This window comes from Bradyrhizobium sp. 40, from assembly GCF_023100925.1.
GTDB lineage: Bacteria > Pseudomonadota > Alphaproteobacteria > Rhizobiales > Xanthobacteraceae > Bradyrhizobium.
The window spans coordinates 5,215,978-5,228,865 of the sequence record NZ_CP064688.1 but is presented as its reverse complement, the minus strand read 5'-3'; the positions used below and the strand labels follow the sequence as shown (position 1 = coordinate 5,228,865).

10 protein-coding genes are annotated in these 12,888 nt (G+C 65.1%); all 10 read left to right on the top strand.

Features of this window, described 5'->3' with window-relative positions; translation table 11 throughout:
* Positions 1-21 precede the first annotated feature (21 nt).
* The 10 genes from IVB40_RS25225 (at position 22) to IVB40_RS25180 (ending at position 12,474) form a co-directional block, all read left to right on the top strand.
* Entirely contained in the window at positions 22-2,559 is a 2,538-nt protein-coding gene (locus IVB40_RS25225) for a circularly permuted type 2 ATP-grasp protein (protein WP_247288679.1), read from the top strand.
* Positions 2,556-3,434: a transglutaminase family protein gene (locus tag IVB40_RS25220; RefSeq protein ID WP_247816646.1), complete on the top strand. Its 879-nt coding sequence runs from the start codon at positions 2,556-2,558 to the stop codon at positions 3,432-3,434. The genes IVB40_RS25225 and IVB40_RS25220 overlap by 4 nt, the downstream gene beginning before the upstream one ends.
* Before the next feature lie 217 nt (positions 3,435-3,651).
* Entirely contained in the window at positions 3,652-4,479 is an 828-nt protein-coding gene (locus IVB40_RS25215) for an HD domain-containing protein (RefSeq protein ID WP_247816645.1), read from the top strand.
* A 12-nt stretch (positions 4,480-4,491) separates the two neighbouring features.
* Positions 4,492-5,382, top strand: a complete 891-nt coding sequence (locus tag IVB40_RS25210) for an alpha/beta hydrolase (RefSeq protein WP_247816644.1) — start codon at positions 4,492-4,494, stop codon at positions 5,380-5,382.
* A gap of 135 nt (positions 5,383-5,517) precedes the next feature.
* A complete protein-coding gene (folE, locus tag IVB40_RS25205) occupies positions 5,518-6,144 on the top strand; it encodes a GTP cyclohydrolase I FolE (protein WP_018456940.1) in 627 nt (208 codons plus the stop codon).
* 27 nt (positions 6,145-6,171) lie between these two features.
* Positions 6,172-7,695: an FAD-dependent oxidoreductase gene (locus IVB40_RS25200; protein ID WP_247816643.1), complete on the top strand. Its 1,524-nt coding sequence runs from the start codon at positions 6,172-6,174 to the stop codon at positions 7,693-7,695.
* 177 nt (positions 7,696-7,872) lie between these two features.
* Positions 7,873-9,081 (top strand): ABC transporter substrate-binding protein, encoded by a 1,209-nt coding sequence (locus tag IVB40_RS25195; RefSeq protein WP_247816642.1) that lies wholly within the window; start codon positions 7,873-7,875, stop codon positions 9,079-9,081.
* A 247-nt stretch (positions 9,082-9,328) separates the two neighbouring features.
* Positions 9,329-10,558, top strand: a complete 1,230-nt coding sequence (locus IVB40_RS25190) for an acyl-CoA dehydrogenase family protein (protein ID WP_247816641.1) — start codon at positions 9,329-9,331, stop codon at positions 10,556-10,558.
* A gap of 130 nt (positions 10,559-10,688) precedes the next feature.
* Complete coding sequence (locus IVB40_RS25185) at positions 10,689-12,089, top strand: PAS domain S-box protein (protein WP_247816640.1); 1,401 nt, start codon at positions 10,689-10,691, stop codon at positions 12,087-12,089.
* Positions 12,082-12,474: a response regulator gene (locus IVB40_RS25180; RefSeq protein ID WP_197031184.1), complete on the top strand. Its 393-nt coding sequence runs from the start codon at positions 12,082-12,084 to the stop codon at positions 12,472-12,474. The genes IVB40_RS25185 and IVB40_RS25180 overlap by 8 nt, the downstream gene beginning before the upstream one ends.
* Positions 12,475-12,888 lie beyond the last annotated feature (414 nt).

The window sequence follows — 12,888 nt, the reverse complement described above, 5'->3', positions numbered from 1 at the left end:
TGCGGGGGCAGGGAGAGGCGCATGGCCGAGGGCGCAGCCGAAGAGGACGACAAGGCGGGTAAGGCGCAAGGTCAACGCAATGGCCAGCGCGAAGGCCAGCGCCGTTTCGCGCAATGGGTCCGCGACTACAGGCGCCTGCCCGGCATCCCCGACGAGTTTCTCGGCCCGGACGGCAAACCCCGCGCGGTCTGGAGCCGCTTCTTCGATGCCTTCGGCGCGCTCGCGCCCGACGAGGTCGAGCGGCGGTTCGGCATGGCCGACCGTCATCTCCGCGAGGCCGGCGTCACCTATCGCGCGCCCGGCGAGAGCGCGGACCGCCCCTGGTCGATCAGCCATCTGCCGCTGCTGATCGACGAGGCCGACTGGAAGCAGCTGTCCGATGGCATCACCCAGCGCGCCGAGCTGCTCGAGCTCGTGCTGCGCGACATCTATGGCGAGGGCCGCCTCGTCGCCGAAGGCGCGCTGCCGGCGGCCGCGATCGCGGGCAGCCCCGAATATCTCCGCCCCGTCTGCGGCGTGCCGCCGCCGGGCGGGCGCTATCTCTCGCTCTATGCCGCCGATGTCGGCCGCGGGCCCGACGGCCGCTGGTGGGTGCTCGGCGACCGCACGCAGGCACCTTCCGGCGCGGGTTATGCGCTGGAGAACCGCCTGGTGCTCTCGCGCGCCTTCTCCGATCTCTACAAGTCGATGAACGTGCCGCGCGTCGCGCCGTTCTTCGAGGCGTTTCGCGACAGTCTTCGGGCGCGCGCCGACCGCGACGAGCCGCGGATCGGCGTGCTCACGCCGGGCAGCTTCAGCGAGACCTATTTCGAGCACGCGACGCTGGCGCGCTATCTCGGGTTCCTGCTGGTCGAAGGCGACGATCTCGCCGTCAGCGACAACCATATCCACATCCGCACGGTTGCGGGCCTCAAGCGGCTCGACGTGCTGCTGCGCCGTGTCGATTCCAATTCGCTCGACCCGCTCGAGCTCGAAGCCTCCTCGCGGCTTGGCGTCCCCGGGCTGATCGACGTGCTGCGCAAGGACGGCGTCGTCGTCGCCAACATGCCGGGCTCGGGCGTGCTGGAGGCGCGCGCGATGCTCGGCTTCCTGCCGGCGCTGAGCCGCCGCCTGCTCGGTGAAGAGTTGAAGATGCCGCACATCGCGACCTGGTGGTGCGGCCAGCGCTCGGCGCGCGACGAGGTGCTGTCGCGGCTCGACGAGGTCGCGATCGAAGGCGCCTATCGGCGCGGCGTTCCCGGTTTCGACAGCAACGGTCCGGTGCTCGCGAGCGAGCTCGATGCCGCCGGCCGCCGGCGCCTGAGCGACGCGATCGCTGCGCGCGGCATGGACTATGTCGGCCAGGAGGTGGTTCGGCTCTCGACCATGCCGGTATGGGAGCAGGGGCAGATCACGTCCCGTCCCTTCGTGCTGCGCGTGTTCGCAGCCGCGACGCCGGACGGCTGGGCCATCATGCCCGGCGGCTTCTGCCGGATCGCCGAGCAGCCGGATGCGCGCGCGGTGTCGATGGGCGACGGCGCGCGCTCCGCCGACGTCTGGGTGGTCTCGGACAAGCAGGTCTCGACCGCGACGCTGCTGCCTGCGGTTGACAAGGTGCGCATCCGCCGTATCGCCGGAGTGCTGCCGAGTCGCGCCGCCGACAATCTGTTCTGGCTCGGCCGCTATCTCGAACGCGCCGAGGCGACGCTGCGGCTGGTGCGGGCGCTGGGCTCGCCGAGCGGGCCCAACAAGGGCACCGCTGCCTCGCTGCAATCGGCCGAGCGTATCCAGCGCCTGCTGGTGACCTGGGGCGCGATCTCACAGACGTCGCGTGCGGCGCCCGGCCGCATCGTCGCCGAGGCGCTGCAGAGCCCGGAGCGTTTCGGCTCCGCTCTGTCGCTTGTCCGCGCGGCCCAGCGCACGGCGACCTCCTTGCGCGAGCGGCTGTCGCCCGATGCCTGGCAAGTCATCACCGAGATGGTCGAGCGGCTGGCCGTCGAGGTCGAGGACGACGACAGCGTGCTGAGCGCGGCCGAGCTGACCTTGCAGGAGCTCGCGAGCTTTGCCGGCCTTGCGCATGAGAACATGAACCGCGCCGCCGGCTGGCGCTTCCTCGATATCGGCCGCCGCACCGAGCGCGCCATCAACACCACGCGTTTTGCCCGGCAGTTCGCCTATGACGAAGCCGGCGACGAGGATCTCGATATCCTGCTGACGCTGGTGGATTGCCAGATCACCTACCGCTCGCGCTATCTGCTGGCGCCGATCCTTGCGCCGGTGCGCGACCTCGCCGTGCTCGACAGTTACAATCCGCGTTCGGTGGCGTTCCAGGTGACGGCGCTGAACGAGCATATCGCCGCGCTGCCAAGCCTGAAGGAGCACGGCCTGATCGAGAAGCCGCAGCGGCTTGCGGTCGCGCTGCAAGCGATGCTCGCGACCGCAGAGGCCGAGAGGATCGAGGTCAAGACGCTGTTCGCATTGGAGCAGGATCTGCTCAGCCTCGCCGAGGCAGTCGGGCAGCACTACTTCCCGCACGGCCCCAATGCCAGCCGGCCGGAAAAGCTGACGGGGCTGGCGTGATCTACGATATCCGTCACGTCACCACCTACGAATATGAGAGCCCGGTCAGCTTCGCCCGCTGCACGCTGCGGCTGGAGCCGAGGAGCGGCAATGGCCAGGAGCTGATCTCGCATAAGGTCGAGATCCGTCCGCGCCCCGCGGAGCGTAGCGTCCGGCACGATTTCTTCGGCACCCTGACCGAGAGTGTGGTGATCGAGGCCGCGCATCGCACTCTGCGCATCGATTCCCGCTCTCGCGTGAAGGTGTCGCGCCAGCCGCCGGCGCGTGACGCTGACAGCCCGGGCTGGGAGAGCATTCGCGACATCGCCTTCGAGGCGACGAGCCTCGGGCCGTCCTCGCCGGTCGGCTATGTCTTTGCGAGCCCGCTGGTGCCGGTGCTGGGACCGGTCAGCGCCTATGCGGCGGAAAGCTTTGCGGTCGGCGCGGGCATCCTCGCCGGGGCGGTCGATCTGATGCATCGCATCCGGACCGAATTTCGCTACGACCCCAAGGCGACGGTGATCTCGACGCCGCTCAACGAGGTCTTCGTCAAGCGCCATGGCGTCTGTCAGGATTTTGCCCATGTGATGATTGCGGGCCTGCGCGGGCTGGGCCTGCCCGCGGCCTATGTCAGCGGATATCTGCGCACCATTCCGCCGGCGGGCCAGCCGCGCCTGCAGGGCGCCGACGCCACCCATGCCTGGGTGTCGCTGTGGTGCGGGGAGGAGCTTGGCTGGGTTGATTTCGATCCGACCAACGACCTTATGGTCGCTGGCGACCATATCGTGCTCGCGGTCGGCCGCGACTTTTCCGACGTTTCGCCGCTCGACGGCATCATTGTCGGCTCGCCGAAGCAGAAGCTCGACGTCGCCGTCGACGTGCTGCTGGTGGAATGATTGCCGTTTTTGCCGTGCTGGCGAGCCCGGCCCCAGGTGTGTCGGGCCGGCACCGCAACCGCGATATCGCGGGGCACAAACCGCAACATATTTCCGGATTTTCGTTCCCGGGTTTGGCCAGTCGGCCCAAGATGGGCTAAGCTGGCCTTTGCGTCGAGGACATGAATGATACGTCGGGAGTTGGCGTGGAACACCACCGACAAGCGGGGCTGCATCCATGATCACGTTACCGAAACTGGCGGCGGAGACCCTGGAGAAGTTGCTGGGATCGTTCATGCGTCGTCGGTACGACGAGTCCTACGCCAGGGTGCTGGAAGGCTCGACCCGCACGGCAATGGAATGCATCGGCAATAGCGACGCACTCTATCACAACATCGAACATACGATGTTGGTGACGCTGGCCGCTCAGGCGATCCTGATGGGACGTAATCTCCACACGCATCTTGCGGCTGAGGACTACATCAACGTCCTGATTGCCTGCCTCGCGCACGACATCGGCTATGTCCGCGGTCTGTTTCCGGAGGACGACGACGACGGCTTTATCATCGATGATTCCGGCACCAAGGTGTCGCTGCCGCGTGGCGCTTCGGATGCCAGTCTGATGATGTATCACGTCGATCGCTCGAAACTGTTTGTGCGGCGGCGGCTGCCGCAGATCCGGGGCGTGGACAGTGAGCGCGTCGCCCGCGCCATCGAAGGAACCCGCTTCCCGGCCCGCGAGGGGCAAGACTATGACGACGAGGCCTCGATCCTGCGCGCCGCCGATTTCATCGGCCAGCTCGGCGACCCCAACTATCTGCGCAAGGCCAACGCGCTCTATTACGAATTCGAAGAAGTCGGCATGAACCGCCAGCTCGGCTACGATTCGCCGGCCGACATCGTGAACCGCTATCCGCAGTTCTATTGGAATAGCGTCGCACCGCACATCCAGACAGAGATCGGCTATCTCAACAAGACCGAGATCGGTCGGCAGTGGATCGCCAACCTCTACAGCAACGTGTTCCGCGCCGAGCGTGACATCACGTTGTCCGGGCCGCAAAAATAGCTTCGCCTTGTAATGCAACAAAAAACTGTCGCCACCGATATCCTCGACATCGCCTATCGCGAATACGGCGCGCCGGACGGCTGGCCCTGCATCATGGGCCACGGCTTTCCCTACGACGTGAACGCCTATGCCGAGACCGCGCCGATCATTGCGCAAGCGGGCGCGCGGGTGCTGGTGCCCTGGCTGCGCGGCTACGGGCCGACGCGGTTTCGCTCCGCTGCGACGTTGCGCTCCGGCGAGCAGGCGGCGCTTGGCGCCGATCTCCTGGCCTTCATGGATGCGCTTGGAATCTCGCACGCGGTGGTCGGCGGTTACGACTGGGGCGGGCGCGCGGCCTGCGTGGTCTCGGTTCTGCATCCGGAGCGCGTAATCGGCCTCGTCTCGGGCAATTCCTACAACATCCAGAACATCGCGCGTTCGATGGAGCCGGCTTCGCCAACCGAGGAGGCGGCGCTCTGGTATCAATATCTCTTCCACAACGAACGCGGCCGCCGCGCGCTGGAGCGCAACCGGCGCGGTTTTGCGCGCCAGCTCTGGTCGATGTGGTCGCCGACATGGGACTTCGACGACGCGACGTTCGAGACCAGCGCCATGTCGTTCGACAATCCTGATTTCGTCGATGTTGTGATCCACTCCTATCGACATCGTTACGCGCTGGTCGCCGGCGATCCCGCCTATGCCGCGATCGAGGCGAAGCTCGCCGCCCAGCCGCCGGTCCGTGTCCCGACCATCGCGATCGACGGTGACAGCGACGGGGTCAATTCCGGCACCGCTCACCACGCAGGCAAATTCGCGGGCTTTTTCGAGCGGCGCGTCTTTGCAGGGGCCGGCCACAATTTGCCGCAGGAGCGGCCGGCCGAATGGGCCCAGGCCGTGCTCGATGTACGGAAAGCGGCCTCATAGCGCCGGATTTCTCGTCCCGCTGTCTTGCCGCTCTCACAGCTTCCAATTTTTCCTGATCCCGGGAACCTTTTCCGATCGCAGCCGTCCAAGCTGTGGGCCGCCTTCTGTATGCGGTTCGTTGCAGGGGAGTTTTAGATGAAGACGCAAACGCGCAGGCTGGAACGTGTCGCGGTCGCGCAGGCGCCAAGCGAGCGGCCTGAGAGGGCGGAGGTCGAGCAAGCGATCCGGACCATGATCCGCTGGGCCGGCGACGATCCCGCGCGCGACGGTCTGCGCGATACGCCGGACCGGGTCGCGCGCGCCTTCGAGGAGTATTTCTCCGGCTATGCGCAGGATCCGACCGAAATCCTGCAAAAGACCTTTGAGGAGATCGAAGGCTATGACGAGATGATCGTTCTGCGCGGCGTTCGCTTCGAAAGCCATTGCGAGCACCACATGGCACCGATCGTCGGCCGCGCCTGGGTCGCTTATATCCCGCAAGGACGCGTCGTGGGCATTTCCAAGCTGGCGCGTCTCGTCGACATCTACGCCAAGCGGCTTCAGATCCAGGAGAAGATGACCGCGCAGATCGCCAACACGATTAACGATGTGCTGAGGCCCGAAGGCGTCGGGGTCATCATCAAGGCAACGCATCACTGCATGACCACGCGCGGCGCGCACAAGCCCGGGACAGATCTCGTCACCAGCCGCATGCTCGGCGTGTTCCGCGACAATGCGTTGACGCGCCAGGAGCTGCTGGGGCTGGCCAATTCGGACGATTGATCCGCGACGGCTCAAGGAGGCAACGCCATGACCGAGGACAAGAAGCCAAGCGGACCCGACTTGAGCCGAGGCGTGACGCTCGCCGCGTTCAAGGACAGCAAATTGCTCGGCCATGTCGGCGAGGAAGACGTCCTGCTGGTGCAGGCCGGCAGCGAGATCTTTGCGATCGAGCCGACCTGCAGCCACTATCACGGACCGCTTGCAGAAGGACTGGTGGTTGGCGACACCATCCGCTGTCCCTGGCATCATGCCTGCTTCTCCTTGCGGTCAGGCGAGGCGACCCGTCCGCCGGCGCTGAATGCGCTGGCGGTGTGGGAGGTCTCGCGCGATCAAGACAAGATCGTCGTTCCGCGCAAGCGCGAGATGCCGAAGCCTCCGGCGCCTCACCGGACGGCGCCAACGCCGGAAAAATTCGTCATCATCGGCGGCGGCGCGGCGGGTTTCGCGGCGGCGCAGACGCTCCGTCGCGAGGGCTTCGCCGGCGCCATCACCATGCTCAGCAATGACAGCGCGGTGCCGGTCGACCGGCCCAATCTTTCCAAGGATTACCTCGCGGGCAACGCGCCGGAGGATTGGCTGCCGCTGCGGGGCGAGGACTATTATCGGGACGCCGGCATCGATCTCAGGCTCAACACGAATGTCGCCGCGATCGAGGCGAAGACGCGCAGCGTGACGCTGGGCAACGGCGACAGGCTGCCGTTCGACCGGCTGCTGCTCGCGACCGGCGCCGAGCCGGTCAGATTGCAGATTCCGGGGGCCGACCAGCCTCATGTCCACACCCTGCGCTCCGTCGCCGACAGCCGCGCCATCATTAAGGCGGCCGGCAGCGCCAAGCGTGCGCTGGTGATCGGGGCCAGCTTCATCGGCCTGGAAGTTGCGGCCTCCTTGCGGGCACGCAAGATCGAGGTGCACGTGGTCGCACCGGACGAACGGCCGATGCAGAGGGTGCTCGGTCCCCAGATGGGCGACTTCGTGCGCGCGCTGCATGAGGAGAATGGCGTCAACTTCCACCTCGAGGACACGGTGGAGAAGCTGGACGGCACGCGCGCCACGTTGAAAAGCGGCGGCGTGATCGAGGCCGACCTGGTCGCGGTCGGCATCGGCGTCAAGCCGCGCCTCGCGCTCGCCGAGCAGGCAGGGCTTGCGGCCGACCGGGGCGTCAGCGTGAGCGAATATCTGGAGACCAGCATAGCCGGTATCTTTGCGGCCGGGGACATCGCGCGCTGGCCCGATCCGCATTCGCGGCAAACTATCCGCGTCGAGCACTGGGTGGTGGCGGAGCGGCAGGGCCAGACCGCGGCCCGCAACATGCTCGGCAAGCGCGAGCGCTTCGAGGCCGTGCCGTTCTTCTGGTCGCAGCACTATGACGTGCCGATCAACTATGTCGGCCACGCCGATAGTTTTGACGATATCGCAATCGACGGCAGCATTTCCGGCAAGGACTGCCTGCTGAAGTATCGCAAGGGCGGCCGTGTCCTTGCGATTGCTTCAATTTATCGGGATCTCGACAACCTCAAGGCCGAGCTGGAGATGGAGCGGACGCGCGGCTGAGGCGCCGCATCCGATCTTGATTGGCGTCAATGTTGCTGCCCGCGACGGCGGCTGTGCACCGGCTGATCAGCAACTCGACGCAAGACCGCCTTGTGGAACTCCGCTGATCTGACGTGCTGGCAAGAGCAGCACGCCGCGCCTTCCGAGTCGCGCGGCGATCATCACCGGGGAGAAACCATGAAAGCCGCTTTGGTCCTGGCTGCAGCGCTGGCTGCCTGCCTGTCCACGCCTGTAGCCGCGCAAAAATCCTACGGTCCGGGCGTCAGCGACACCGAGATCAAGATCGGCAACACCATGCCCTATAGCGGCCCCGCATCGCCGCTCGGCATCACCGGCAGGGTGATCTCGGCCTATTTCGACGAGGTCAACGAGAAGGACGGGATCAACGGCCGCAAGCTCAATCTCCTGTCGCTCGACGACGCCTTCTCGCCGCCGAAGACCATGGAAGCGGCGCGCCGGCTGGTCGAGGGCGATGGCGTCGCCTTCATCTTCGCGACCATGGGCACCGCGCCGAGCTCGGCGATTGCGAAATATCTCAACAGCAACAAGGTGCCGCAGCTGTTTCTGATCAGCTCGGCCTCGAAGTGGAACGACCCGGCCAACATGCCCTGGTCGATGGCGCTGCCGTGGGCGCCGAACTACACCAGCGAGGCGGCCATCGACGTCGCCTATGCCCGCGCCAAGAACCCGAATGCGCGCTTCGCGGTGCTCTATCAGAACGACGACGCCGGCAAGGAATATCTGCGCGGCGTCAAGGAAGCGCTTGGTGCCGACGCCAACAAGGCGATCGCGATGGCGTCGAGCTTCGAGGTCGCCGACCCCACCGTCGATTCCCAGGTGCTGACTCTCGCGAACACCAAGGCCGACGTGTTCATGATCTATTCGGTGACGCCGCGCGCCTGCGCCCAGGCGATCCGGAAAGCGCATGAGGTCGGCTGGCAGGCAACGCGCTTCCTCGCCTCGGGCTGCGCCAACAAGGCAACCGTGATGGTCCCGGCTGGCCTCGATGCCGGCAAGGGCGTGCTCTCGCTCGGCTCGCTCAAGCCGTTCGTCGAGGCGCCAAAGGACGATCCGGCGATGACGGCCTATATCGACTTCATGAAGAAGCGCCTGCCCAATGCCGACGTCAACAACGTCGCGGGTCTCTACGGCTACACCGTCGCCGAGGCATTGGTGGTCTTGCTGAAGCAGTGCAAGGACAATCTGACGCGTGAGAACATCATGGCGCAGGCGGCCAATTTGAAGAACGTGCCGCTATCGCTGCTGATGCCTGGCATCACGCTCAACACCACGCCGCAGGATTTCCGCCCGATCAAGGACGGCTATATGCTTCAGTTCAACGGCAACGACTGGATCGTGGCAAGCGAGCTGTTGCGCGGCACGTGAGGGACTGCGAAGCGAGCGGCTGCAGAGACGGTGCACCCTCTCCCCTTGTGGGAGAGGGTGGATCGCCGCGAAGCGGCGAGCCGGGTGAGGGGTCTCTCTCCGCGAGTCGTCTCTACATTTGAACTCGCGGATACAACCCCTCATCCGGCGCCATAGCCGAAGCTTTGCTTCGGCGTTCTTAAGACCGCCGGCCGAAGGCCGCCTATGCCACCTTCTCCCACAAGGGGAGAAGGAAGAGGAGACCGCCATGGATTTTCACCACTCCGAACGTTCGCTCGAGCTGCAGGAGCGTGTCCGCCGGTTCATGCGGACGCATGTCGAGCCGGTCGAGGAGCTCTACTACGAGCAGGTGAAGCCGGAAGCGACACGCTACAAGACGCCGCAGGTCCTTCAGGACCTGAAACGGCTGGCGCGCGAGCAGGGGCTCTGGAACCTGTTCCTCTCCGGCGAGCACGGCCAAGACCCTAACACTGGCTTGACCAATCTCGAATACGCGCCGGTGAAGGAAATCATGGGCCGCATCCTCTGGGCGCCGGAGGTGTTCAATTGCTCGGCGCCCGATGTCGGCAACATGGAGGTGCTGGCCAATTACGGCACGCCGGCACAGCAGGAGCGCTGGCTGAAGCCGCTACTGGAGGGGCGCATCCGCTCCGGCTTCTCGATGACGGAGCCGCAGGTCGCCTCCAGCGATGCCACCAACATTCAATGCGAGATCAAGCGCGACGGAGGTGACTACGTCATCAACGGCCGCAAATGGTTCACCTCCGGCGCGATGAACGAGGATTGCGAGATCCTGATCGTGATGGGCAAGACGGCGCCCGACGATCCCGACCGCCACCGCCAGCAATCCATGATCCTGGTGCCGAGAGCGACGCCCGGCGTGCGCATCGTCCGCGACATGCTCACTTACGGCTATGACGACGCGCCGGTCGGCCATCCCGAGATCGTCTACGAGAACGTTCGCGTGCCCGCCGAGAACATCCTGCTCGGCGAGGGCCGCGGTTTCGAGATCGCGCAAGGCAGGCTCGGTCCCGGCCGCATCCATCATTGCATGCGGCTGATCGGCTGTGCCCAGCGCGCGCTGGAATTGATGTGCCAGCGCGCCGTCTCCCGCACAGCCTTTGGCAAGCCGCTCGCAGAGCAGGGCTCGGTGCGCGAGGACATCGCGCACTCATTCTGCGAGATCGCGCAGGCGCGGCTCTTGACGCTGCAAGCCGCCGACAGGATGGACCGCGAAGGCAACAAGGCCGCGCGCGACCTGATCGCGGCCGCCAAGATCGTGGTGCCAAGCATGGCCGCCCGCGTGATCGACCGCGCCATCCAGATCCACGGCGCCGCCGGCGTCTCGCAGGACACATTCCTCGCGCGTGCCTACGTCTACGCCCGCTTCATCCGCATCGGCGACGGACCGGATCAGGTGCATCTGGCCGCGGTAGGGAAGGAGCTGATCAAGCGCGGCGGGGTGATGGCCGGGTAGGACCGTTACCGGACGTCACCCGTTGCTGCGGGAACCTGGGTCGTGAACCAGCTTAGGAACGTCCTTGGACTGTCGCGATTGTCGCTGGCAGTTGGCGCGCTGCCCAGCGCGAGCGCTGGAGATCGTCCGCGTGCAGGAGAGCAATCATCCGACAAACGGTCCGGCCGTCCCCGCGGACAATGAGCTGCTGCGTCTCGTATTCGAGAGCGCGACGGACTTTGCTATCTTCACGATAGACCCGAACGGCATCACCACCAGCTGGAACCCCGGCGCCGAGCGGTTACTCGGGTACAAGACCGACGAAATCATCGGAAAATCGGCGGACGTGATCTTTCCCGCCGAGGAGGGTGGTTTTGAGGCGGCAGCCGAAGAACGACGCAGCGCGTTAGCTCAGGGCCGCGCCGAGGACGAACGCTGGCAGATGCGCAAGGACGGCACCCGGCTCTGGGCTTCGGGCCTGTTGATGCCGCTGGCGGAGCGCGACGCGGGTTTCGTGAAGATGCTGCGCGATCGCACCAGCCAGCACCGTGCTGCGGAGCAGCTCGCGCAAAGCGAGGAGCTGTTCCGCGTTCTCGCCACCAATATACCCCAGCTGGTTTTCCGCTCAAAAAGTGATGGTGAGCGCACTTGGGCCAGCCCGCAATGGACCATCTTCAGCGGTCTGAGCTTCGCTGATAGCATCGGTTTCGGTTGGCTTGACGCGATCCATCCGGATGATCGCGAAGAGACCCAGGCGGCCTGGCTCGAAGCGCGCGCCAAGGGCGAGTATTACGTCGAGCACCGCGTCAGGCGTTCCGCCGACAGAGAGTTCAGGTGGCATCAGACCCGCGCGGTACCGATGAAAGTCAGTTCGGATGCAGACGCTGTCGATTGGGTAGGCACGATGACGGACATCCACGAACTGCGCGTGCTTCAAGATCGGCAGAAGGTTCTCTTGGCCGAACTGCAGCACCGCAGGCGCAATCTGCTCGGGGTCGTCCAATCACTTGCCCGGCAGACGATCAGATCGAGCCCGTCCCTGGACGACTTTGCAGACGACTTTGAAAGCAGGTTGGGCGCCCTCTCCAGGGCTCAGGGTTTGCTCGCGCAAAGCGACAATCGGCCGATTGAACTCGGTGATCTGGTCAGGGCCGAATTGGAGGCGCACGCCAGTGCCGACGTGGAGAAGGTGACGACCGAGGGGCCGGCGGCACCGTTGCCGGCGATGTCGGCGCAATCGATGGCTCTCGCGCTGCATGAGCTCGCCACGAATGCGGTAAAATACGGCGCCCTCGGCCAACCCTCAGGCCGGCTGACGGTGCGATGGGAGGTCAAGAACGATCAATCCAGGCGGCAAGCAACCGTGGTATGGTCCGAAAGCGGGGTTGCCATGCCTGAGGGCGGGCCGGCGAGAAAAGGCTACGGAAGCGAATTGATCGAGCGAGCACTTCCTTATCAGCTCGGCGCCAAAACGAAGCTTCGGTTCGAACCTGACGGCGTCCACTGCGAAATCGCCGTGCCGCTCGCGAGCGAGGAGAAGCGTGATGACTGAGTCGCAATCACTACTAGGCCGGCGGCTCCTCGTCGTCGAAGACGAGTACATGATCGCCGCCGACCTGGCCCGTGCGCTGGAAGATCGCGGCGCTGAGGTCATTGGGCCGGCGGGGTCGGTCGAGGACGCCCTGAATCTGGTCGCGGCCGAACAGCGGATAGATGGCGCCGTCCTGGACATCAATCTTCGCGGCGAACGCTCCTATCCGGTTGCCGACGCACTTCGGACGCGCGGGGTGCGGTTCGTGTTCACCACCGGTTATGACGCTTGGGCGATTCCGGATGCTTATGCAGCCGTGCCACGTGTCGAAAAGCCGGTTAACATCAAGGCGCTCAGCGGACTGTTCTCGATCGATCAATCGGACGAGAAACCGCGGACGCTCTAGCCGCGCCCGTTGCGGGGCAAGGCCGCGATCCCACTCCCTGATAGCTGCGTTCCCGGCCTGCAAGATAGGTCGGATGATCGCTTGCCGCATTCGCGCGACAGCGCGTAGCAGATTTGCCGAGGCAAGGATTACGATCAAGCGGAGCGGGTGATGGAGTAGGGGCGATCTCTTCTTCGTTCGAGAGGGTGCACGCCTGTGCAGCAGTGTATCTGCGTTGATCGCTTCTGCGGAAAGGACGGTCGATCGGAAAGAAGAGAAGGTCGGACAGGCGAGTGGAACAATCAATCTAATTGTGAGCACCGCGGGACTCATGTGGCCGCGCCATTTCGCCATGGCCTCTTCTTGTCACGCTGTTGACGCAATGTCCGTCTTAGACGGCGACAACTAAAAACACCGTTTGGAACCATTCTGGTT